This window comes from Pseudomonas sp. NFX98 (assembly GCF_047784845.1).
GTDB lineage: Bacteria > Pseudomonadota > Gammaproteobacteria > Pseudomonadales > Pseudomonadaceae > Aquipseudomonas.
On record NZ_JBLNNF010000003.1, the window covers coordinates 259434 to 283742 of the forward strand.

A 24309-nucleotide genomic window follows, 5' to 3' on the forward strand; every position below is an offset into this window, starting at 1 on the left:
GCTTCCGCCTATCCTTTTCCGATTGCGCCGGGCAGGGCTTGCTGGTATCTGTACGCATAACCAGTACTTGCTCGCCATGGCCCATTTTCCTGTGACTGCAAACCCGCTCGACGATCCGTTCTATTACCTGAATAACTTCATGCAAGTGCTTGATTGGCTTGAGCATCGCTATGCCGATGTACTCAGCGTCGAGGAGCAACGGTTCATTGCCGATTTCAATAGCTTGCCGCGCGAGTCACGGGCGTTGCTGGTCAGGATGGTCATGCGCAAGGGGATTCATTTCAGGGCCAGCAAATTGCATTACACGGAAATCGGTGACATCGCCAACGCTGCCGAGCCACTCGTGGCGCTGGGGTGGGTCGATGAACAACTGCCGTTGTCGGTCGAAACCCTGTTCGACGTTTTGCTCAAGGCCGAAATCATTCAGTGCCTGGGCAGCGCCATCGACCAGCCCAAAGGCAAGAAGGCTGATTGGCTGCCAACGGTGTGCGAGCTGTTTCCCGAGACGCGTAGCTTCGGTGACTGGTGTCCCTCGCTGGCAGATCGCCTGTTCAGTTTGACCATCATGGGCCTGTGCGACCGCTTGCGCTTGATGTTTTTCGGCAATCTTTACCAGGACTGGTCCGAATTCGTGTTGGCCGACCTTGGTATCTACTCCTACGAAAAAGTCGAGTTCTGCGCTGATTCCCGGGGGTTGCGCAGCCGTGAGGACGTTGACGCCTGCATGTTCCTCCATGAATGTCAGCAGCACTTCGAGGCCGGTGAAGCGGTGGCTGACATTGTCGAACGGATCCACGGTCTGACGCTGATCAACCCCTGGCTGCAAAGACGTCGCGACAAACTGCTGTTCCAGATGGCCCAGCATTGCGAACGCATTGCGGATTTCTCCACAGCGCTGACGTTGTACCGCCAGTGCGCCTATCCCGGCGCACGCGCGCGAATGATCCGCGTGCTGGAGCGTTGCGGGGAATACGAATTGGCACTGGATCTGGCCACTGAGGCGCAACAATCACCGCAAAGTGCCGCTGAACAACAGCAATTGCTCCGCATGTTGCCCCGGTTGCGCCGCAAGCTGGGCGGGCCGGCGATGAAACGTGCGGCTCCTAGGGAAATGCTGCGCCTGGACCTGCAACTGCCCAGGACCGATCCGGTGATGTCGGTGGAGTATTACGTTCAGGAACACTTGTCGGAAGAGTCGGCACCGGTGCATTACGTCGAAAACAGCCTGATCAATTCGCTGTTCGGCCTGCTGTGCTGGCCGGCGATTTTCGCGCCGCTGCCGGGGGCGTTTTTCCACCCGTTCCAGCGCGGTCCGGTCGACCTGCTCAATGAAGATTTCCATGTGCGCCGGGCTGACCTGTTCCAGACCTGCCTCGGGCAACTCGACGACGGGCGTTATCGGCAGACCATTCGCCAGCGCTATGCCGAGAAATGGGGCGTGCAGTCACCCTTTGTATTCTGGGGCGTACTCAGCGAGGAACTGCTGGAACAGGCCCTCGACTGCTTGCCGGCCGAGCACCTCAAACACTGGTTCAATCGCTTGTTGCTGGATATTCAGGCGAATCGTGCCGGCATGCCAGACCTGATCCAGTTCTGGCCGGAGCAAAAGACCTACCGCATGATCGAAGTCAAAGGGCCGGGGGATCGGCTTCAGGATAACCAGTTGCGCTGGCTGGAGTTCTGCCATGAGCATCGCATGCCGATTGCCGTGTGCTACGTGCAGTGGGCGGAGCAGGACGCTTGAGCTACAACATCGCCGTGCGGGCACTGTGTGAGTTCACCGCCAAGGTCGGCGACCTCGACCTGCGTTTCACCCCGTCACCGACTGCCCTGGAAGGCATTGTCGGCCATCGTACGGTCGCCTCGCGGCGCAGCGAAGGCTACCAGAGTGAAGTGGCCCTCGAAGGCCATTACCAAAGCCTGACCGTCAAGGGCAGGGCGGACGGCTACGATCCCGCGCAAAACTGCCTGGAAGAGGTCAAGACCTACCGGGGCGACTTGAGCAAGCAACCGGCCAACCACCGACAATTGCACTGGGCCCAAGCGAAAATCTACGGTTGGTTGATGTGCCGCAAACTGGATCTTGAGCAGATCAATTTGGCGCTGGTGTATTTCGACATCGTCAGCGAAAAGGAAACCTGCCTGGTCGAGTCCTTCAGTGCCCCGCAACTGCAACTGTTCTTCGAGCAGCATTGCGCACGGTTCCTGCGCTGGGCCGAGCAGGAAATGGCTCATCGCGAAGGGCGCAACCGGGCGGCGCAACAATTGGCGTTTCCCCACGCCGGTTTTCGGCCAGGGCAGCGTCATCTGGCCGAATCGGTGTTCAAGTCTGTCAGTACCGGTCGGTGCCTGATGGCCCAGGCGCCGACCGGGATCGGCAAGACCGTTGGCACCCTGTTTCCTATGCTCAAGGCCCTGGCGCCACAGCAACTGGACAAGGTGTTCTTCCTCACGGCAAAGACCCCGGGGCGAAAACTGGCACTGGATGCCGCGCAGGTGATCCTTGATAGCGCCGATGCACCGCCCTTGCGCGTTCTGGAAATGATCGCCCGGGACAAGGCTTGCGAGCATCCGGACAAAGCCTGCCACGGCGAATCCTGCCCGTTGGCCCAGGGCTTCTATGATCGCTTGCCGGCAGCGCGCCAGGCGGCGGCTGAACTGAATCTGCTCAACCAAAATGCGTTGCGACAAATCGCGCTCGACCACAAGGTGTGCCCGTATTACCTGAGCCAGGAGATGGCCCGTTGGGCCGACGTGGTGGTTGCCGATTACAACTATTACTTCGACTTCAGCGCATTGCTGTTCGGACTGGCCCAAGCCAACAATTGGAGAGTCGCTGTGCTGGTGGACGAAGCCCACAACCTGGTGGAGCGCGGTCGTCAGATGTACAGCGCCAGCCTCGATCAAGCGACCCTCAATGCTGTACGAAAAACCGCCCCCGAAGCGCTGAAAAAGCCCCTGCAAAGGGTCAATCGCGAATGGAACACCCTGCATAATCAGCAACCGGCCACCTATCAGGCTTATGACAAGGCCCCGGATAAACTGCTCCAGGCGTTGTCATCGTGCAGCGCCAGTATCGGCGACTACCTGAACGACCACCCGCAAGGACTGGACAGCGCACTGCAGGGCTTTTACTTCGACATGTTGCAGTTCAGTCGGGTGGCCGAGCTGTTCGACGAAAATTTCCTGTTCGATATCAGCAAGCGTGACCTGGAGCGCAAACAAAGTCTCTCGCAACTGTGCCTGCGCAACGTGGTGCCCGCCGCCTTCATCGGGCCGCGCCTGACGGCAGCGCGCAGCACCGTGCTGTTTTCTGCAACGCTCAGCCCGCGCCACTATTACGCCGATCTGTTGGGGACGCCGACAAACACCGTGTGCATCGACGTCGAATCGCCGTTTGCCGCCGACCAGTTGCAAGTGCACATCGTCGACCGGATTTCTACCCGTTTCGTCCATCGCCAGGCCTCCGTAGCTCCGATCGTAGAGCTGATCGCCAACCAGTTCGCCCAACGGCCAGGCAACTATCTGGCGTTTTTCAGCAGCTTCGATTACTTGCAGCAAGTGGCTCAGGCACTGGCCGAACGGCATCCGCAAATCAAACTGTGGTCGCAATCCCGGGGCATGGGAGAAGAGCAACGCCAGCAGTTTCTCGATCAATTCACCGAAAGCGGCGAGGGCGTCGGCTTCGCGGTACTGGGCGGGGCGTTTGGCGAAGGCATCGACTTGCCCGGCGCACGATTGATTGGTGCGTTCATCGCTACCCTCGGGCTGGCACAACTCAACCCGGTCAACGAGCAGCTGAAACAGCGAATGGCCGCGATTTTCGGTGCCGGCTACGACTACACCTACCTGTTTCCCGGCGTACAGAAAGTGGTGCAGGCCGCAGGACGGGTGATCCGTACACAGCATGACCAAGGGGTGGTGATGTTGATCGATGACCGCTTTGGCGAGAGCAAAGTCAGGCAATTGCTGCCGCGCTGGTGGTCGGTCGAGCCGACGTTTTCTCCCTCAGCGCCGTAGGATTATTTACCTTTAAAAACAGTGACATAACTTGATGCAAACGCTCATTTGAACAATCGGCGAAAGCACTCTTTATTGAAAGGGCTGGATACCACTTCCCAACTCTTTGATAAGGACATCAAGACATGCCGCAAGCCCCGAATTACTCCTACACCGAAGCCGACGTGACCAAAGCGTTTGATGACATCACGGCCAAGCTTTTCACTGATAAAACTGCCGACGCCGTGCCCAAATTGCTGATCACCGCAGGATTGCAAGGTTCAGGCAAAACCTACCTGCTGGAAAAAAGCCTGCTGCCCTCTGGGCGCTACGCCAATTATGTTCGCCTGTATTTGCCCGAATATCGAGAAAAACACCCGCAATATGCCGACATGATCAAACTCGGTGTACTGCACGCTTATGCCCACACCGAGGACTTTGTCCGGGAGCTCGGCGCAAAAATCTTCACCGAGGTGTTCACACGCAAATACAACATCATCATGGAGTGTGCGTTCGACAGCATCGACTTTGCCGGAATCGGGACTTACGCCAAACCCGCCGGCTATCAACTGGAAGCTCATATCGTAGGCTGCAATCAAGCGTTCGCTCACCTGTCGAGCATCAAAAGGGCGTTGAAAAGCCTGGAGCAAAAAGAGCTGGAACGGTTTGTCAGCCACTCGGCGCTGGAAGCGAGCATGAGCAACGCCCAGGCGATCATTCTTGCGTTCGAAACGCTTGCCAAGGCTATCAGCGGCTCGCAGCTCTATTTATACGAGCGCGGCCTGGGGGCGTTGAAAGAACGAACTTTGCGAGGTCACAGCACCTACACCAAGGCCGAAAATGGCGAACTCACCATAACCTCTACCGGGGAGCCGTATTCGTACAGTGCCTACAGCGCCATCATCAACAACCACATCTACGCGATGGCGGAGCGTGACGAAATGGTGAAGGAGTGCCATCTGGCGCTGCTGAAAGCAGGGACTTATGGCAAACAGGTTCCCGACTTTGTCTACAACGACCTGTACGCCTACATCGTCAAACACGTATATCGTTAACAGGCTCGATTTGATCAGCAAACTGCCGAGGTACAGGCTTTCCAAATCGGCAGTTTGTCGCATACTCCAGAAATCAAATATGACGCGAGAACCCAATGAGCGTGGATCGAATCAGGCCGGACGTGAATGATGAAACGCGCTTTCGCCTGCTGATTGATGCGGTGGTCGACTATGCGATCTACATGATTGATCCCAATGGCATCATCAATAGCTGGAACGCTGGCGCCAGGCGCTTCAAGGGATATGAAGAGGCCGAAATTCTTGGTCATCATTTCTCGCAGTTCTACACCGAAGAGGATCGCCGTGCCGGTTTGCCCCAAAGGGCGCTGGGCACGGCGCTTCACGAAGGACGTTTCGAAGGCGAGGGCTGGCGGGTGCGCAAGGACGGCACGCGCTTCTGGTGTCACGTGGTGATCGATCCGATACGCGACGCGTCGGGCACTTTGCTCGGTTTTGCCAAGATCACCCGCGACCTGACCGATCGCAAGATGGCCGAAGAAACCCTCAAGCTAAGCGAACAGCAATTTCGCCTGTTGGTGCAAAGCGTCACGGATTACGCCATCTACATGCTCGCTCCGGATGGATGCGTGACCAACTGGAATCCCGGGGCGCAGCGCATCAAGGGCTACAGGCCTGAAGAAGTCATCGGCCAGCATTTTTCCATGTTCTATACCGCGGAGGATCGTGCCGCCGACGAGCCGCAGCGCACTCTGGAGATTGCGGTGCGTGACGGGCGCTTCGAGAACAAAGGCTGGCGTCAGCGCAAGGACGGCACGCGTTTTTTTGCCCATGTCGTGGTGGACCCGATCTGGGGCGAGACCGGTACATTGCTCGGCTTCGCCAAGATCACCCGCGATATCACCGAAGCGACTCAAGCGCAGCTGGCGCTTGAACAAACTCGCGAAGCACTGTTCCAGGCGCAGAAAATGCAGGCCATCGGCCAGCTCAGCGGCGGGATCGCCCACGACTTCAACAATCTGCTGACCGTGATCCTCGGCAACCTGGAAATTGTCCGCAAGCGCATGCCGGACGATCCGAGAATCGCCCGCTTACTGGAAAACGCCACCCAAGGCGCCTTGCGCGGTGTTTCCCTGACCCAGCGCATGCTGGCGTTTGCCCGTCGTCAGGAGCTCAAGGCCGAAGCCGTCGAAATTCCGGCTCTGGTGCAAGGCATCACCGGACTGCTGCGCAGCTCCCTTGGGCCTACGGTGAAAATCGAAACCTGCTTTTCACCTGAGCCCGAACCCGTCCTGGCCGACGTCAATCAGCTGGAACTGGCGGTACTCAACCTGGCAACCAACGCCCGCGATGCGATGCCCAATGGCGGAAAGATCGTTATCGGCACTCGCACCGAAGTCGTTCTTGAACAGCCACAGCCATCCCTGGCACCGGGACGTTATGTCTGTCTGAGCGTGACCGATACCGGGGAGGGCATGGACACGATCACGCTGGCATCGGCGATGGATCCGTTTTTTACCACCAAAGGCGTCGGCAAAGGCACGGGCCTTGGGCTGTCGATGGTGCATGGTTTTATCGAACAGATGGGTGGGCGTTTCATCCTCAAGAGCCAGAAAGACGAAGGCACCACCGCCGAACTCTGGTTGCCCGTGGCCCGGGCGGGATCGGTGGCCGAATCTGTAGTCAAAGAACCGGATGTACCACAGGTTCCGCGATTGAATGTGCTGGTGGTCGATGATGACAATCTGGTGTTGACCAGTACTTGTCTTCTGTTGGAAGACCTCGGGCATCGTGTCAGCATCGCCGAGTCCGGCGCACAGGCGTTACGGTTGATCGAAAGCGAACAACATTTCGATCTGGTCATCACGGATATGGCCATGCCACAAATGAATGGCGCGCAACTGGCACAGGCTATTCGAATCTTGAAGCCAGCGATGCCGATCGTCCTGGCGACCGGTTACGCCGAAAGCCTGGAAGGCTTTGCCGCCAGGCTACCGCGCCTGCCCAAGCCGTTTACGCAAGTCAATCTGGTGGAAATCATTGCCTTGGCGATGAAGTGAGCTGACGGCTGTGTCGTTCATAACGCGCCAGCATCGGTTGGGTACTGATGCCGTGTAGCAGGATACTCAATGCCACCACCGACAGCGTAAGGTCGGTGCAAACGCTGGCCACCGCTACGGGGAGGTCGTGGTTCAAGGCGTAGAACAGGTAGTAAAAGCTACCGATGCCGCGAATCCCGAACCAGCCGATCAGCAGTCGTTGCGGGCCAGTCAGCAAACTCCCCCATGGCACGAGGGCAACACTCAAGGGGCGAATTACGCAGAACAGCACCAGGGAAATGGCAAGCGCACGCCAATCCCAGTGGCCAACCAGCACCACCCCGAGCAGGGTTACCAGAAACACCTCCATGGCCCGTTCCACCAGACTGCCGAAGGACAGCATGTCGCCCATCATTATTCCGGCAGCAACCTGGGTGTCCTCCAGGTTTTCCACATCGCCATGTACGGCGGCACCGGGTTCGACGTTCTGGTGACCGACCACTGGCTGCACCAGGTCCTCGGCGGGGGTGTGCGAATCTCCCGTTGTTTTGACCTCCGCCCGGCGCAAGCCCAGACCGGCAGCGAACACCGACAGAAAGCCATAGCCATGAACGGATTCGGCGGCGACATACGCCAGCGCAATCAGGGCGAACGTCAAGTAGTCGTTGGGGGAAAGGGTGCTGTCGGCGTTGCGGATGCGCATCGACAGGGTCAGGCGGCCGATACCGCGACCCATGCAGTAGCCGATGAGCAAACCGGCGGGCACTGCCCACAACAGGCGTTTGAGCGCCCAGTCATCGAGCCAGGCGAGGGAAGAATCGGGACTCTGTTGCAGAAACAACAAACCGAGAATGACAAACGGGAAGGCGATGCCGTCGTTGAGCCCGGCCTCGCCCGAGAGGCCGAAACGGACCGGATCGTCATCCTTGGCATCGTTGACTTGCACCAGCGATGCCAGCACCGGATCGGTGGGCGCCAGAATCGCCCCGATCAGCAACGATGGCCCCCATGCCAGTTCGAAGACAAAATGCAGCAACAGGCTGACACCGACGATGGTCAGGAGCATCACCGGCCCGGCGAGCCCGTAGGCCACTCGCCACTTGCGGTCCTTGAGTGGTAACCGCAACTTGAGCCCGCAAACGAACAACGAAAACAGCACCGCGACTTCCGTCAGGTGCTCCATCCACGACGCAGCATCCTTGATGTCCAGCCTGAGCCACCCCAGACCGGCCGGGCCGATGGCCACTCCCAGCGCCAGACACACGGCCGAGGTGGTTACCGGCATCCAGCGCAGGTACGACGAGGTCAGTGCCAGTGTCAGCAGCACGGCTCCCAGCACCGCGACCCAGGCAATGAAGCTCATGGCTTCGGGTCGTCAACCGACGGTGGCGCGAATGTATTCAGGCGTCAGCACGTTGAACCAGACCAGGATCATTTCCACCAGAATGGTGACCAGCACCAGCAACCCGACGCCCCAGACGCAGGCGGAATTGAGCAGGCCTTGTTCCTTGCGTTCGTGCATGAATGTCGGCAACCCCACGAACAGCAGGAACGTCGAGTAGGCCGAGGCTGCCGCCAACACGACTATTGCCAGCCAGCGACTCGGGTACAGACCGGCGATACCGGCCAGAAAAAACGGTGTCACGGTATAGGCGGCAAAACCGATGCACTGATTGACCGTCGGCCGGGAGTCGAACGTGCGCGACATCCAGCGGATGAACAGTCCCATCACAGCCACGCCGACGAGGATGCTCACGTACAGCAAGGCACACAGGTGCAGGGCGCTTCGGGCGCTGAGCCGGACGGTTTCGTTTTCCGCCAGGCTCCAGCCGACGTAGGTGGTGCCGATGAACAGGCATACCGGCGGAATCAGGGCGAGCAGGATCAAATGGGCGAGGTAGTGGCGCGGATGGGCTTCCTCTTCCTTGCGGATATCCGTCCACGCGTAGTTCGGTTGAGTGAACAACTTGACGATAGGTGCGGACATGGCGACCTCCAGATATCGAAGGGCCCGCCAGCGCCGGGCCCATAAGCTGTGGAGCGCTGCAAACGCTCCAGGGTTCCATTTATACGTCAGAGAATAGGCTTGCCCCCGGTCACGCCAAAACGCTGGCCAGTGATGTAGCTGCCTTCATCCGACGCCAGCAGCACATAGATCGGAGCGACTTCCACCGGTTGGCCTGGGCGCCCCATCGGTGTATTGCCACCAAAATTCTGCACTTTGTCTTCAGACATGGTCGAGACGATCAGCGGGGTCCAGATCGGCCCCGGCGCGACGCTGTTGACGCGGATGTTCTTCGGCCCGAGCATTTGCGCCAGACCGGCGCTGAAGTTGGCGATTGCGCCTTTGGTGGTGGCGTAGGCGAGCAGGGTGGGATTGGGAAAGTCCGAGTTGACCGAACTGGTGTTGATGATCGAACTGCCGTAAGGCATATGCTTGAGCGCAGCCTGACAGATCCTGAAAATGGCGGTGATGTTGACGTCGAAGGTCATCACCCATTCTTCATCCGGGATGTCTTCGAGAGTTTCGTGGGTCATCTGGAACGCGGCGTTGTTCACCAGAATATCGATACGGCCGAAGCGTTCGACGGTTTTTTCAACCAGCGCCCGACAATGCACCTTGTGCGCCAGGTCACCGGGCAGCAGCAGGCATTGGCGGCCGGCCTGTTCGACCCAGCGTGCGGTTTCCTCGGCATCTTCCTGTTCGTCGAGGTAGGCAACCGCTACATCGGCGCCTTCACGGGCGAAGGCAATGGCGACCGCGCGGCCAATTCCGCTGTCGGCACCGGTAATCAGGGCGATCTTGTCATTCAAGCGACCCGAGCCCTTGTAGCTCTGTTCGCCGCAATCGGGATACGGGTCCATCTTGCGTTGCGAGCCGGGCACGGGTTGCTGTTGTTTGGGGAAGGGTGGTTTTGGGTAGTCGTTCATCATCCATCTCCGTTCTCAAGGCTGAGGAGTCAAAGGGTTGACCCTGGCGTTTTGGCTTGAGTTCGGTTGGATTTTTGAAGCAGGGAAAACACAAATCCCCTGTAGGAGTGAGCCTGCTCGCGATGGCGGTATTTCAGCCAATACGGATGTTGACTGACACTACGCCATCGCGAGCAGGCTCGCTCCTACAAGGGAAATGGATCAGGCCTTCAGGTTACGCAAACTACGCTCCATCCGCGCAATCCCTTCTTCAAGCAACGACCGTGGGCAGCCGAAGTTCAGGCGCACGAACTGTTTGCAGTCATCACCAAAGTCCAACCCCGGGCTCAGACCGACCTTGGCCTGTTCGAGGAATAATTGCTGCGGGTTATCCAGCCCCAGCGCCGTGCAGTCGAGCCAGGCCAGGTAAGTGCTTTGCGGCACGTTCATGGTGATGCCCGGCAAGCGGGTGCGCACGGCGTCGACCAGGTAATCGCGGTTGCTCTGCAAATAATCCTTCAACTCGGCCAACCATGGTCCGGCTTCGCTGTAGGCGACGCGGGTGGCTTCCAGGCCCAGCGGGTTGACGCTGTCGACCATGCCGCAACGGGCGTGGTTGACCTTCTCGCGCAGGTGGCGATCCTGAATGATCATGAACGAGGTTTTCAGCCCGGCGATGTTGTAGGCCTTGCTGGCAGACATCAGCGTGATGGTGCGCTGGGCGATCTGCGGGCTCAGGGTCGCCATCGGAATGTGCTGGCGACCGTCAAAGCACAGCTCGGCATGGATCTCGTCGGAGATGATCCAGGCGTCGTGTTCCAGGCAGATGTCGGCGATGGCTTGCAGTTCTGCCCGCGGAAACGCCTTGCCCAGCGGGTTGTGCGGGTTGCTCAACAGCAGGGCGCCGCCCCCTTGCAGCGACTGGCTCAGGGTATCCAGTGGCGTGATGTAAGTGCCGTCGGTTTGCGGATCAAAATTCAGCTCGACCTTGTTCAGGCCCCAATGGCCCGGCGCGTGGCGCAGCGGCGGATAGTTGGGCACCTGCACCACGACATTCTGTTGCGGCTGGACCAGCGCTTTGAGCGCCATGTTGAAGCCCGACTCGACCCCCGGCAGGAAAATCAGCTCTTGCGGCTTGACGCGCCAGGCGAACTTGTTCCACAGATCGGCAACGATGGCCTCGCGCAGGTTGTCCGGGGCAACGCTGTAACCAACCATCGGGTGTTCCAGACGCTTTTGCAGGGCCTGGATGATCATTGGCGGTGCGGCGAAATCCATGTCGGCGACCCACATCGGCAACACGTCCGCCGGGTAGCGGCTCCATTTGGTGCTGCCAGTGTTATGGCGGTCGAACACCTGATCAAAATCGAAAGTCATGCGCAGTCTCAAAAGGCTGGGTTGGAATGCCGACCATGATAATCGCCAATCCCCTGTAGGAGCGAGCCTGCTCGCGAAGCGGAGTGTCAGTCGGCTTTTATGGATGTGCTGACGCCATCGCGAGCAGGCTCGCTCCTACAGGGGGCGGCCAAGGCCGACGGTCGGTTGTCATGGTGAATTCGACAGCCTTGTCTAGAATTCACATGTCGGCAGCCCGTCTGCCGCAACCGTGATTGTCCAGAAGAATCCGGCAAAGCACCGGATCTCCACCTGATCAGGAGTGCACGATGGACCTCAGCCGTCGTCAGTTCTTCAAGGTCGCTGGTATCGGCCTTGCGGGCTCGAGCCTGGGCGCGTTGGGCATGGCCCCCACGCCAGCCTTCGCCGAGCAGGTGCGCCACTTCAAGCTTGCCCACACCCATGAAACCCGCAACACCTGCCCGTATTGCTCGGTCGGCTGTGGGTTGATCATGTACAGCCAGGGCGATGACGCGAAGAATGTCGCGCAAAACATCATCCACATCGAAGGCGACGCCGACCACCCGGTAAACCGCGGCACCCTTTGCCCCAAAGGCGCGGGCCTGCTGGATTTCATTCACAGCCCCGGTCGCCTGCAATACCCGCAGGTGCGCAAGCCCGGCAGCACGGAATGGACGCGAATCTCCTGGGATGAAGCGCTTGATCGCGTCGCCGACCTGATGAAGGCCGACCGCGACGCCAACTTCATCGAGAAGAATGAACAAGGCCAGACCGTAAACCGCTGGCTGACCACCGGTTTTCTCGCGGCATCGGCGGCGTCCAACGAAGCGGGCTACATTACCCACAAGGTCATTCGCAGTCTCGGCATGCTGGGGTTTGATAACCAGGCGCGTGTCTGACACGGCCCGACGGTGGCAAGTCTTGCCCCGACGTACGGCCGTGGTGCCATGACCAACCACTGGACCGATATCGCCAACGCGAATCTGGTTCTGGTGATGGGCGGCAACGCAGCAGAAGCGCACCCGTGCGGCTTCAAATGGGTGACCGAAGCCAAGGCGCACAACAAGGCGCGGCTGATCGTGGTCGATCCGCGTTTTACCCGGACCGCTTCGGTGGCCGACTATTACGCGCCGATTCGTACCGGCACCGACATTGCCTTCATGGGCGGGCTGATCAACTACCTGCTGACCGAAGACAAGATCCAGCACGAATACGTGCGCAACTACACCGACGTGTCGTTCATCGTCAAAGCCGGCTATGGCTTTGAGGACGGCATTTTCAGTGGCTACGACGCGGCCAAGCGTCTCTATACCGATAAATCCGGCTGGGGCTATGAACTCGGCGAAGACGGTTTTGCCAAGGTCGACACGACCCTGCAAGACCCGCGCTGCGTTTATCAATTGATGAAGCAGCATTACAGCCGCTACAACATCGAACTGGCGAGTCAGATTTGCGGTATGCCGGTCGATGCCATGCAGAAAATCTGGGAGGAGATCGCCACTTGCTCGCAACCGGGCAAGACCATGACCATTCTGTATGCGTTGGGCTGGACCCAGCACTCGATCGGCGCGCAGATTATTCGCAGCGCGGCGATGGTGCAACTGTTGCTGGGTAACGTCGGCATGCCGGGCGGGGGCGTGAACGCCTTGCGTGGGCACTCCAATATCCAGGGGCTGACAGATCTGGGGCTGTTGTCCAACTCATTGCCGGGCTACCTGACGCTGCCTGGCGATGCCGAACAGGATTACGCCGCCTACATCACCAAACGCACGCAAAAACCGTTGCGACCGGGGCAACTGTCCTACTGGCAGAACTACAGCAAGTTCCACGTCAGCCTGATGAAATCCTGGTATGGCGCCAACGCCACGGTCGAGAACAACTGGGCCTACGACTACTTGCCGAAACTGGACATCCCCCAGTACGACATCCTCAAGGTGTTCGATTTGATGGGGCAAGGCAAGGTCAACGGCTACATGTGTCAGGGCTTCAACCCGATTGCCGCACTGCCTGACAAGAACCGGGTGATGGCGGCGCTGGCCAAGCTGAAATGGCTGGTGGTGATGGATCCGCTGGCCACCGAGACGTCGGAGTTCTGGCAGAAGGTCGGCCCGTATAACGATGTGGATAGCGCCGGCATCCAGACCGAGGTGATTCGCCTGCCCACTACCTGTTTCGCCGAAGAGGACGGTTCGCTGGTCAACAGCAGCCGCTGGCTGCAATGGCACTGGAAAGGCGCCGACGGCCCTGGCGAAGCGCGCACCGACGTGCGGATCATGAGCGAGTTGTTCCTGCGTCTGCGTGAGCGTTACCAGGCCAAAGGCGGCAAGTTTGCGGATCCGCTGCTCAAACTGTCGTGGCCGTACAAAATCCCCGACGAACCTTCGCCAGAGGAACTGGCCAAGGAAATCAACGGTTCTGCCACCACTGACTTCACCGACGCCACGGGCGCGGCGATCAAGGCCAACGCGCAACTGGCCGGTTTCGGCCAGCTCAAGGACGACGGCAGTACGGCGTCCGGCTGCTGGATTTTCTGTGGCAGCTGGACCGAACTGGGCAACCAGATGGCCCGCCGCGACAACAACGATCCGTTCGGCATGCATCAGCATCAGGGTTGGGCCTGGGCCTGGCCGGCCAACCGGCGGATTCTCTACAACCGTGCATCGTCGGACCTGCAAGGCAAACCGTGGGATCCGAAAAAACGCCTGGTGTGGTGGAACGGCAAGGCCTGGGCCGGCACCGATGTGCCGGACTACAAGGCTGATGTACCGCCGGAAGCGGGGATGAACCCGTTCATCATGAACCCCGAAGGCGTGGCGCGATTCTTCGCCGTCGACAAGATGAACGAAGGACCGTTCCCCGAACACTACGAGCCGTTCGAAACGCCCATCGGCATCAACCCGCTGCACCCGAACAACAAGCAAGCCACCAGCAACCCGGCGGCGCGGATTTTCGATTCGGTGTGGGTCACCCTCGGCGTGGCCAAGGATTACCCGTACGCGGCGACCAGCTACCGGCTGACCGAGCATTTCCACTTCTGGAGCAAGCACTGCAAGCTCAACGCGATCATCCAACCGGAACAATTCGTCGAAATCGGCGAGGTGCTGGCCAAGGAAAAAGGCATTGTTGCCGGTGATCGGGTGCGGGTCAGCAGCAAGCGCGGCTTCATTGAAGCAGTGGCGGTGGTGACCAAGCGGATACGTCCGCTACAGGTCAACAATCAGGTGGTGCACCAGATCGGCATTCCGCTGCACTGGGGTTTTACCGGGCTGACGCGCCACGGTTACCTGACCAACACCCTGGTGCCGTTCCTCGGCGATGGCAACACACAGACCCCGGAATCCAAGTCATTCCTGGTCAACGTGGAGAAAGTCTAAATGGCCAGCCAAGACATCATTGCCCGCTCGGCCACCACCACCGCCGCACCGTCGGTGCGCGGTGTGGAGGAAGTCGCCAAGCTGATCGACACCACCAAATGCATTGGCTGCAAGGCCTGCCAGGTCGCCTGCTCGGAATGGAACGAGTTGCGCGACGAAGTGGGGCACAACCTTGGCACCTACGACAACCCGCACGACCTGACCGCCGACACCTGGACGCTGATGCGCTTCACTGAACACGAAACCGACGCCGGCAACCTCGAATGGCTGATCCGCAAGGACGGCTGCATGCATTGCGCCGAACCCGGCTGCCTGGCGGCATGCCCCAGCCCCGGCGCGATCATCAAGCACGCCAATGGCATCGTCGATTTCGATCAGGACCATTGCATCGGTTGCGGTTACTGCATCACCGGTTGCCCATTCAACATCCCGCGCATTTCGCAAAAGGACCACAAAGCCTACAAATGCACGCTGTGTTCGGACCGGGTGGCGGTGGGGCTGGAACCGGCCTGCGTGAAAACCTGTCCGACCGGCGCCATCGTATTCGGCACCAAGGAGGACATGAAGGAACACGCCGCCGAGCGCATCGTCGACCTCAAGAGCCGCGGCTTCGACAATGCCGGCCTGTACGACCCCGAAGGTGTGGGCGGCACCCACGTGATGTACGTGCTGCATCACGCCGACACGCCGAAAATCTATGCAGGTCTGCCGGCCGATCCGGTGATCAGCCCGTTGGTGGGTCTATGGAAAGGCATCAGCAAACCCTTGGCGCTGCTCGCCATGGGCGCGGCGGTGCTGGCCGGGTTCTTCCACTATGTGCGCATCGGACCGAATCGGGTCGAGGAGGATGAGCACCCGGATCCACCGGATACGTCGGTGCATCAGGTCGATCCGGCGGTGCACACCTTTGATCCACGCGGGGAGGGCAGGCCATGAACAAGACGATCCTGCGCTACACCAGCAACCAGCGTACCAATCACTGGCTGGTGGCGATTCTGTTCTTGATGGCGGGTCTGTCCGGGCTGGCACTGTTCCATCCGGCAATGTTCTGGCTGACCAACCTGTTCGGCGGCGGGCCGTGGACACGCATTCTGCACCCGTTCATGGGTGTGCTGATGTTCGTGTTTTTCCTTGGTCTGGTGTTTAGCTTCTGGCGCGCCAACTTCTTCATCGCCAATGATCGCCTGTGGCTAAAACGCATTGATCGGGTGATGGCCAACAATGAAGAAGAAGTCCCACCGGTGGGCAAGTACAACGCCGGGCAGAAGTTGCTGTTCTGGACTTTACTGCTGTGCATGCTGGTGTTGCTGTTCAGCGGACTGGTGATCTGGCGTGCCTATTTCAGTGCGTATTTCGGCATCACCAGCATTCGCTGGGCGATGCTGCTGCATGCGCTGGCAGGTTTTGTACTGATCCTGAGCATCATCGTGCACATCTACGCCGGCATCTGGATCAAGGGGTCGGTCAGCGCGATGATGCATGGCTGGGTCAGCCGCGCCTGGGCGAAGAAACACCATGAACTCTGGTATCGCCAAGTTAGCCAGGATGAGATTCGCGACGAAACTCCTAAGCGACCGATCACGAAAAAGGGCTGACCCTTGCCAACCATTCTCGAACCCGGACAAATCGAAGCGGCGGCCAGTTCGCCGCCGTTTCTGCACCTGCCGCCGCATAACCTGTTCACCCTGCGCGCACAACGCCTTGAGCAACTGGCCGTGGATCACCCGCTGGCTGACTACCTGCTGTTGATCGCAGGCTTGTGCCGGGTGCAGCAGCAGATCCTGGACGATCCGCCGCTGAGCGAACCGCTCGACTCGCAACGCATCGAACTGTGCCAGCAACACGGCTTGCCACCGTTTGCGGCCGACAGCCTGACCCGCGAGGACGACTGGCAGCGCTATCTCGACGCCTTACTGCAACGCTATGCGATGCCGTCTCAACCCGCTGTCACCGAAGCATTGGCAACGTTGCGCGGCGCCAGTGCGGGTCAACGTCGTGCCTGGGCCGTGGCGCTGGTCAGCGGCCAGTATTCGCTGGTGCCGGCGGCGTTGGTGCCGTTTCTCGGTGCAGCCTTGCAGGCAGCCTGGAGCCATTGGCTGCTGAGCACGCCGAATCTGCAACTCAAGCCCGGCGACAGCCTCAGCCAATGTCCGTGTTGTGGTTCGCCTGCCATGGCCGGGGTGATTCGAAATCGCGGCAAGCACAACGGGTTACGTTATCTGGTCTGTTCCCTGTGTGCCTGCGAATGGCATGTGGTGCGGGTCAAATGCGTGTACTGCGAGCAGAGCAAAGGCCTGGAATACCTCAGCCTTGAAGATGATCGCCATGCGGCCAATCAGGCACCGCTGCGGGCCGAAATGTGCCCGAGCTGCAACAGCTATCTGAAATTGCTCTATCTGGAGAACGACGCTCACGCCGAAGCGCTATCGGCGGACTTGAGCAGCCTGATGCTCGACATGCGCCTGGCCCAGGACGGCTATCAGCGTCTGGCACCGAATCTGTTGCTGGCTCCGGGAGACGAGTGACCACAGCGTCTACACTCTGGCGCGACGGTCTTTCGAATTCAGGAGCGCCAGATGTCCGCCAGCGGTGCCAGCCCAAACCTGCGTTTGCCTTCCATCGACAGTTTGTTGCGGCACCCGGCGTGCCAGCCTTTGGCCGAGCGCTATGGGCGCGATGCGCTTCTGGCGACGTTGCGACAATTGCTCGATGAGTTACGCGAAGCTGTACAACAGGGGCTCGTCCAGGCGATTGAAGTCAGCCCTGAAGTGCTGGCGGGGCGGGTAGGCGAACGACTTCAGGTTCAACACCGCAGCCATGTACGCCGGGTGTTCAACCTCACCGGCACCGTACTGCATACCAACCTCGGGCGAGCATTACTGCCGGATGAAGCCATAGACGCGGTGCAAATGGCCGCACGCTATCCGCTGAATCTGGAATTCGACCTGCACAGCGGCAAACGTGGCGACCGCGACGATCTGATCGAGGGTTTGATCCGCGAACTCACCGGCGCCGAAGCGGTGACGGTGGTCAACAACAATGCCGCCGCAGTGCTGCTGACCCTCAACAGCCTTGGCGCACGCAAGGAAGGCATTATTTCCCGAGGCGAGCTGATCGAAATCGGCGGCGCCTTCCGCATTCCCGACATCATGGCCCGCGCCGGGGTAAAACTGCATGAAGTCGGCACCACCAACCGCACCCATGCCCGCGACTACGAAGCCGCCATCGGCCCGCGCAGTGGTTTGATCATGCGCGTGCATGCAAGCAACTACAGCATTCAGGGTTTCACCACGAGTGTGCCTACCGCCGAACTGGCGCAATTGGCCCATCAGCACGGTTTGCCGCTGCTCGAAGACTTGGGCAGCGGCAGCCTGCTGGACCTGACGCGCTGGGGGCTGCCCGCCGAGCCGACGGTGCGTCAGGCATTGCTCGATGGCGCGGACATCGTCACCTTCAGTGGCGACAAATTGCTCGGCGGCCCGCAGGCCGGGTTGATTGTCGGGCGCAAAGACTTGATCGGCAAAATCAAGAAGAACCCGCTCAAACGCGCATTGCGGGTCGACAAACTGACCCTCGCCGCGCTTGAAGCGGTGCTGGGTTTGTACCGCAATCCGGATCGACTGGCCGAACGTTTGCCGAGCCTGCGTCTGCTGACCCGGCCACAGGTCGACATCCTTGCTCAGGCCGAACGGCTGCAACCGTCGCTGGCCAAGCTGTTGGGCGAAAACTGGAGCGTCAGCGCGTTGCCGGCACAAGGGATGATCGGCAGCGGCAGCCAACCGGTGGCGCGCCTGCCGAGCGCCGCATTGTGCCTGCGCCCGAATACCAGCAAGCGGTTGCGCGGACGATCATTGCTGGATCTGGAAGCTGCGTTTCGTGCGCTGCCTATTCCGGTGCTCGGGCGTATCGATGACGACACCTTGTGGCTGGATCTGCGGCAATTGGACGACGAACCCGCGTGGCTGGCGCAACTTGATCAATTGAATGTGGAGGGCCGGGCAGGGTGATTGTCGGCACGGCTGGGCACATCGACCACGGCAAGACTGCGCTGCTCCAGGCACTGACCGGCCAGGCCGGTGATCGACGCCGGGAAGAACGTGAGCGGGGGATGACCATCGACCTCGGTTATCTCTACGCCGCGCTGGAACCGGGCGCGCCTCTGACCGGTTTCATCGATGTTCCCGGCCATGAACGTTTCACCCACAACATGCTCGCCGGGGCGCAGGGCATCGATCTGGTATTGCTGGTGGTGGCCGCCGATGACGGCGTGATGCCGCAGACCCGGGAACATCTGGCCATCGTCAAACTGCTGGGCATTCCACGTGCCGTGGTGGCGATCACCAAGTGCGACCGGGTCGACCCTTCACGGGCCGAAGAGGTGCGCGAGCAGGTCAGCGAATTGTTGAAGTCCGGCCCCTACGCCGATGCGCCGCTGATTGAACTGTCGAGCGTGACCGGGCAGGGCGTCGACACCTTGCGTCGGACTCTGTTGCAAGCTCAACACGAAGTTGCGCAACGCAATCCTGAGGGTGGTTTTCGGCTGGCGATCGACCGGGCGTTCAGCGTGGCCGGCGCGGGTATCGTTGTCACCGGCACGGCAGTGTCCGGGCAGGTTGCAGTGGGCGATACGCTGATGCTCGGTCCGCTCGGCAAAACCGTGCGCGTGCGAGGTTTGCACGCGCAGAATCAGGCCGCCGAAGTCGCGCTGGCCGGGCAGCGCGTGGCGTTGAACCTGAGTGGCGAACGGCTGGCGCTGGAGCAGATTCATCGCGGTCAGTGGCTTTCGTCTGAGTGGCTGTACGCGCCGACCCAGCGCCTGGACATCGACTTGCGGTTATTGCCGAGTGAGCCGCGCGCCCTTGAGCATTTTCAGCCCGTGCATGTGCATATCGGGACCCAGGATGTGACGGGGCGCGTGGCTTTGCTGGAAGGGTCGAGCCTGGCGCCGGGCGAGCGGATGTTCGCGCAAATCCTGTTGAACGCGCCGGTGCAAGCGGTGAAGGGCGATCCGTTGATCATTCGCGACCAAAGCGCACAGCGCACGCTGGGCGGTGGACGGGTCCTGGATCCGTTCGCACCCAGCCGACATCGACGCAGCCCTGAGCGTTTGGCGCAATTACAGGCATTGGCTGTCAGCACTCGCCTGGAAGATGTGTTGCCGGTATTGCTGGCCAATAGCGAAATCGGGCTCGATCCGCAACGTCTGGAGCGCCAGTTCAATTACCCGCGGGCGAACTGGGTACTGCCCGATGACGTGCAACTGATCGAAACCCGGCAGGCACCGATCTTGTTCAGCACTGGCCGTTGGCAGGCTTTGCAGGCCGAAGTGGTGCAACACCTGGCGCGTTTTCATGAACTGGAACCGGATCAAATGGGGCCGGATCGCGATCGGTTGCGACGATTCTCCGCAAGCGCGCTCGATCGCTCGACGTTTCTGAGTTTGCTCGACGATTTACTCGCCAGTGGCGCCATCGCCGCGAGCGGCCCGTGGCTGCATTTGCCCGATCACCAAGTGCGCCTGAGTGAAGCGGATGAAGCCCTGTGGCAAACATTGCAACCGGCGTTCGAGGCGGCGGGGTTCAATCCGCCGTGGGTGCGCGAGTTGGGTCACGACGAAGCCACTGTGCGTGCATTACTGCGCAAAATGGCCCGGTTGGGTTTGCTGCATCAAGTGGTCCGCGACCTGTTTTACACGGCCTCAACGATCCAGCGTTTGGCGGCTATGCTGTTGCAACTGGCCGATGACAATCCGGTGATCGAGGTGGCGGCGTTTCGCGATGCGGTGGGTCTGGGCCGCAAGCGCAGCATCCAGATTCTCGAATACTTCGACCGCCTCGGCCTGACACGGCGAGTGGGCGACCGCCGGCAGATTCGCCACGACAACGCCCTGGCGCGGCGAACAGAGCACTGACTTCAAGGAAGGTAATCGCGCCCGGTGGCGCGGCCGGGCTTCAAACCCGGTTGGGGACGGCATCCGTTCCCGGGCAGGTTCGACTCCGGCTACCTTCCGCCACTTCCGTTACCCCTCGCGATCACAAGCGAAAACAGACTTAACGTCTATGCTGGGCTTACCAGCTTCCTACCTTCACAGTGAACTGCCAGGAGAACTCCATGGAGCCCATGCCGCTGTCAGAGAAGGCCTTGTCCCGCGGGTTGCTTGACGTGCTGATTCGCGCCGGGCTGATCGTCGTTCTGGTTCTGTTCTGTTTTGAAATATTCCGCCCGTTTCGTGACCTGATGCTGTGGTCGGTGATCCTGGCGATCACCTTGTACCCGCTGCAACAAAAACTGAAAGGCCCGTTGGGGCAAAAGGATGGACGCATTGCAACGGTGATCGTGCTGGTAGCGATCATCATTCTGATGGTGCCGATTTACCTGCTGGGCACATCGATCGCCGACTCCGTGGAAAACGCCATGAGCGTCGTCAGGGACGAGGGCGTGCAAATTCCGGCACCGGCGCCATCCGTGGCTGAATGGCCGCTGGTGGGCAATCAGGTGTTTGCACTCTGGCAGCAAGCGGCCACCGATCTTCCCGGGCTCACGGCCAAATACATACCGCAAATCAAGGGTCTCAGCCTCGGCTTGCTGGGCAAGTTGGCCGGTGTCGGCATGGGTTTCCTGACCTTCATTTTCGCGCTGATCATCGCCGGGATTTTCATGGCCTATGGTGAGGCCGGCAGCCGCTCGGCGGTGCAGATTGCCTCGCGAATCAGTGGGCCGGAAAAGGGCGCAAGTGTCGCCGCCTTGTGCACCGCGACCATCCGCGCCGTGGCGCTCGGCGTAGTCGGTATCGCTTTCATACAAATGTTGCTGGTGGGGCTCGGCTTTGTGTTGAAGGGCGTTCCCGGCGCCGGCCTGCTGGCACTGGCGATCCTGTTGCTGGGCATCATGCAATTGCCCGCGACACTGATTACCGTGCCGGTGATTGCCTATGTCTTCGCAACGGAAGGTCCCAACACCATCACCATTGTGTTTGCCATTTACGTGTTCGTGGCCGGTCTGGTGGACAACGTGCTCAAGCCGTTGCTGCTGGGCCGCGGCGTCGATGTGCCGATGCCGGTGGTGCTGATCGGCGCCCTCGGCGGCATGGTCACCAGTGGGATTATCGGTTTGTTCATCGGCCCGGTGGTGCTTGCGGTGGGTTACCAATTGTTCTGGCAGTGGGTGCTGGACCGACCATCGGTGCAATGAAGTCCGGTGACAGCACTGCACGGCATGCAAATCAGCCGGTCGGCTCAGCCGTACAACTCATACCCGCTGAGCCCGGCTTCTGGAACAACGCGGTATTGCCGTCCTGCCGGAAGCTGTAGCTGCCCTGGAAATCCTTGCCGATGTATTGGGTGCCGAAATCACTCGGTACCTGGTTCAGCGTGATCGCACTTTTCGCCCACGTCAGGTAAACGACACCCGGTTGCGTGGTAAAGAACGTGGCGGCCAGCAGCGCGTTCAGCCCGGCGCAGCGAAACGCCAAGGGGCCTTCGGTGAGTCTGTTGGGGTCTTTGGTCCTGACGATTGCCGAGCCTTGGCGCAACTGGTGCGCGCGCTTGGCATAACTTCGGATCGTGCACGCCTTGATGTCTGCCTGCGAAGCGCACTGATTGCGCTCCTCGACCCAGAATTGCTGGTCGATCAGGACTTTATCCGGGAGCGGTACCGAGTGTTGATCCGTGAGCGCCAGGCGATAGAGACGCATCAGTTCAATATCCATCTGCGCCAGTTGCGAGTCGCGACAGATCAGTTTTTCGACCGAAGCCGTCGCCGTGGCGCAGTCGTAGCTGGTGGTGAAGGACGCAGCGATGGCACAGGTGCTCGTCGCCATGCCGATGCTGGCAGCGAACACAGTGGTGAAAAAGGCTGTGACCGTTTTCATGTAGGTGTCACCCGGATCACCGTAATGCTGTGGGACCTATCGATCCTTTGAATAGTCATTCGTTCGCGTTGGGTGTATCGCAGTGTAAGTCAGTGTTCAGAACTTGCCACGTTGACTGACGGCTGGGTGGCAGAAGGCGCTGGCGCAAACACCATGCTAGCTTTTACGGAGCGGGTCCGCGGCAGAGCGGTGATCATTGGCCTGAGCTGGAGATTCCAGATGCTGTCCTTGTTCTCTGAACGTCCATTGATCTTCGGTCTGGGCTTGATCCTGATCGATATGGTGATGTGGCGTGTCGTCGGTTCCCACCGGTACACCTGGAAAGTGCTCGCGCGGCTGGTCATTTTTTCGTTGTACAGCGCGCTGTTGTTCCATGAAGGCTTGAGTCCATGGGAGCCGGCGCCCGCGATCGATGACGCACCGCTGCAATTTGCGCACACGGTGCTGCAGATCATGTGGTGGTTGTTCGGCGCGCGCACCCTCACGGTGATGATCGGCGCCGTGATGATGTATCGGGTAGGGCACACCGGGCGCCTACTCCAGGACTTGCTCGGTGCGGTGATTTTCCTGGTCGCGGTCATCGCCGCCCTGGCTTATGTGCTCAATTTGCCGGTCAAGGGGGTTCTGGCGACGTCCGGTGCCTTGGCGATCATTGTCGGTCTGGCCTTGCAAAGCACGCTTAGCGATGTGTTTTCCGGAATCGTCCTGAACACCACCAAGCCCTATCAAATCGATGACTGGATCGCCATAGACGGCACCGAAGGGCGGGTGACCGATATCGATTGGCGCGCCACGTTCCTGCAAACGTCCCAGGGCAGCATGATCGTGATCCCCAACTCGATGGCGGCCAAGGCCAAGATCACCAACTTCAGCCGACCCAGCGATATGTTCGGGGTCTCGATCAGTTTGCTCATCAGCCCGCTTGTGCGCCCGAACCGGGTGTTCGATGCGCTTGAAAGGGCATCCCAGGGCTGCCGCATTCTGCTGACCAAACCGGCCCCCAAAGTGACGATCAAAAGCACTGGTGGCAATGGCGTGGAATACGAAGTCAGTGGTTTCGTGGTGTCGATGGATCAGAAACGCACCGTACGCAATCAGCTGTACGATCTGGCGTATCGGCACTTGCAGGCGGCCGGGATCAACTGGTTGTCGACGGTTGAATCGAGCCTACCCCCGGCGCAGTCAAAACAACGCTCGCTGCTGGACAACACGAGTATTTTCGCGACCACGTTGAGTGAGGAAGAGAAGGATGACGTCAGCCAGAACATGACCCGGCAAATCTTTGAGCCGGGCGAAGTCATTTTGCCGGCCGGACAGGTCAGCGAACACCTGTACATTATCGAATCGGGGGTGGTGACGGTGGCTTTGAGCCGTGCAGGCGTCAAGTTCGAAGCCGGGCGCATGGGGCCGGGCGAGGTGATTGGCGAAGGCGGGATCGTCTCGGGTACGGCGTTGCCGGCGGAGTTCACTGCCCTGACGTTTTGCCATCTGTACCGGATCGAGAAAGAGTTCTTCAGGCCGTGCGTGGAAGCCCGCCATGATATCGGCGTTGCAATGAAGGCGTTGTTGGAATTCCGTCTGCAAATTGCCAGGACGATGACGCAGGAAGAAGCGAAGATCATTGAGAAAAAGGGTTTTCTGCAGTGGCTGCGCAGCCGGATGTAATCGGCAAAGTGCTCGGCTCTTCGGTTCCATTTACCGGAAAACCAACAGTCGCGATTCCTTTCCTGACTTTAGCCCCCCATACC

At 59.9% G+C, this 24309-nt stretch carries 17 protein-coding genes and 1 tRNA gene; 13 read left to right on the forward strand and 5 right to left on the reverse strand.

The window, feature by feature from the left end; genetic code table 11:
• The first annotated feature begins 76 nt into the window (after nucleotides 1-76).
• The 4 genes from ACM110_RS05520 to ACM110_RS05535 all read left to right on the forward strand — a co-directional run bounded on the left by ACM110_RS05520 (nucleotide 77) and on the right by ACM110_RS05535 (nucleotide 7072).
• Nucleotides 77-1744 (forward strand): VRR-NUC domain-containing protein, encoded by a 1668-nt coding sequence (locus ACM110_RS05520; RefSeq protein ID WP_416126940.1) that lies wholly within the window; start codon nucleotides 77-79, stop codon nucleotides 1742-1744.
• Nucleotides 1741-4020 carry an ATP-dependent DNA helicase gene (locus tag ACM110_RS05525; RefSeq protein ID WP_416126941.1) on the forward strand — a complete coding sequence of 760 codons (2280 nt, stop codon included), beginning with the start codon at nucleotides 1741-1743 and terminating at the stop codon, nucleotides 4018-4020. Before ACM110_RS05520 ends, ACM110_RS05525 begins: the two co-directional genes overlap by 4 nt.
• 125 nt (nucleotides 4021-4145) lie before the next feature.
• On the forward strand, nucleotides 4146-5054 hold the full coding sequence (locus ACM110_RS05530; RefSeq protein ID WP_416126942.1) for a zeta toxin family protein: 909 nt from the start codon (nucleotides 4146-4148) through the stop codon (nucleotides 5052-5054).
• Between the two features lie 95 nt (nucleotides 5055-5149).
• Nucleotides 5150-7072: a PAS domain S-box protein gene (locus tag ACM110_RS05535; RefSeq protein WP_416126943.1), complete on the forward strand. Its 1923-nt coding sequence runs from the start codon at nucleotides 5150-5152 to the stop codon at nucleotides 7070-7072.
• Here ACM110_RS05535 and ACM110_RS05540 read toward each other — a convergent pair.
• The 4 genes from ACM110_RS05540 to ACM110_RS05555 form a co-directional block, all read right to left on the reverse strand.
• Nucleotides 7050-8414, reverse strand: a complete 1365-nt coding sequence (locus ACM110_RS05540) for a cation:proton antiporter (RefSeq protein ID WP_416126944.1) — start codon at nucleotides 8412-8414, stop codon at nucleotides 7050-7052. The genes ACM110_RS05535 and ACM110_RS05540 overlap by 23 nt on opposite strands.
• Before the next feature lie 12 nt (nucleotides 8415-8426).
• A complete protein-coding gene (locus ACM110_RS05545) occupies nucleotides 8427-9038 on the reverse strand; it encodes a Yip1 family protein (RefSeq protein WP_416126945.1) in 612 nt (203 codons plus the stop codon).
• A gap of 86 nt (nucleotides 9039-9124) precedes the next feature.
• Nucleotides 9125-9982 (reverse strand): SDR family oxidoreductase, encoded by an 858-nt coding sequence (locus ACM110_RS05550; protein ID WP_416126946.1) that lies wholly within the window; start codon nucleotides 9980-9982, stop codon nucleotides 9125-9127.
• A 201-nt stretch (nucleotides 9983-10183) separates the two neighbouring features.
• Nucleotides 10184-11338: a MalY/PatB family protein gene (locus ACM110_RS05555; protein WP_416126947.1), complete on the reverse strand. Its 1155-nt coding sequence runs from the start codon at nucleotides 11336-11338 to the stop codon at nucleotides 10184-10186.
• Between the two features lie 287 nt (nucleotides 11339-11625).
• Between ACM110_RS05555 and fdnG the strand changes: the two genes are divergently transcribed.
• From fdnG to ACM110_RS05595, 8 genes are all read left to right on the forward strand, one after another.
• The gene (fdnG, locus tag ACM110_RS05560) at nucleotides 11626-14691 is read left to right on the forward strand and encodes a formate dehydrogenase-N subunit alpha (RefSeq protein ID WP_416126948.1); all 3066 of its coding nucleotides are present in this window, start codon (nucleotides 11626-11628) and stop codon (nucleotides 14689-14691) included.
• Nucleotides 14692-15627, forward strand: a complete 936-nt coding sequence (gene fdxH / locus ACM110_RS05565) for a formate dehydrogenase subunit beta (protein ID WP_416126949.1) — start codon at nucleotides 14692-14694, stop codon at nucleotides 15625-15627. It abuts the gene before it with no gap.
• Nucleotides 15624-16286 carry a formate dehydrogenase subunit gamma gene (locus ACM110_RS05570; protein WP_416126950.1) on the forward strand — a complete coding sequence of 221 codons (663 nt, stop codon included), beginning with the start codon at nucleotides 15624-15626 and terminating at the stop codon, nucleotides 16284-16286. The genes fdxH and ACM110_RS05570 overlap by 4 nt, the downstream gene beginning before the upstream one ends.
• A gap of 3 nt (nucleotides 16287-16289) precedes the next feature.
• The gene (gene fdhE, locus ACM110_RS05575; protein WP_416126951.1) at nucleotides 16290-17216 is read left to right on the forward strand and encodes a formate dehydrogenase accessory protein FdhE; all 927 of its coding nucleotides are present in this window, start codon (nucleotides 16290-16292) and stop codon (nucleotides 17214-17216) included.
• A 51-nt stretch (nucleotides 17217-17267) separates the two neighbouring features.
• A complete protein-coding gene (gene selA / locus ACM110_RS05580; RefSeq protein ID WP_416126952.1) occupies nucleotides 17268-18698 on the forward strand; it encodes an L-seryl-tRNA(Sec) selenium transferase in 1431 nt (476 codons plus the stop codon).
• Complete coding sequence (gene selB / locus ACM110_RS05585) at nucleotides 18695-20602, forward strand: selenocysteine-specific translation elongation factor (protein WP_416126953.1); 1908 nt, start codon at nucleotides 18695-18697, stop codon at nucleotides 20600-20602. The genes selA and selB overlap by 4 nt, the downstream gene beginning before the upstream one ends.
• A 6-nt stretch (nucleotides 20603-20608) precedes the next feature.
• Nucleotides 20609-20704, forward strand: a tRNA-Sec gene (locus ACM110_RS05590).
• A gap of 98 nt (nucleotides 20705-20802) precedes the next feature.
• The gene (locus ACM110_RS05595; protein WP_416126954.1) at nucleotides 20803-21882 is read left to right on the forward strand and encodes an AI-2E family transporter; all 1080 of its coding nucleotides are present in this window, start codon (nucleotides 20803-20805) and stop codon (nucleotides 21880-21882) included.
• A gap of 31 nt (nucleotides 21883-21913) precedes the next feature.
• On the opposite strand, the gene ACM110_RS05600 is transcribed toward ACM110_RS05595, so the two are convergent.
• A complete protein-coding gene (locus ACM110_RS05600) occupies nucleotides 21914-22561 on the reverse strand; it encodes an MliC family protein (protein ID WP_416126955.1) in 648 nt (215 codons plus the stop codon).
• A gap of 219 nt (nucleotides 22562-22780) precedes the next feature.
• Between ACM110_RS05600 and ACM110_RS05605 the strand changes: the two genes are divergently transcribed.
• A complete protein-coding gene (locus tag ACM110_RS05605; RefSeq protein WP_416126956.1) occupies nucleotides 22781-24226 on the forward strand; it encodes a mechanosensitive ion channel domain-containing protein in 1446 nt (481 codons plus the stop codon).
• The last annotated feature ends 83 nt before the right edge of the window (nucleotides 24227-24309 follow it).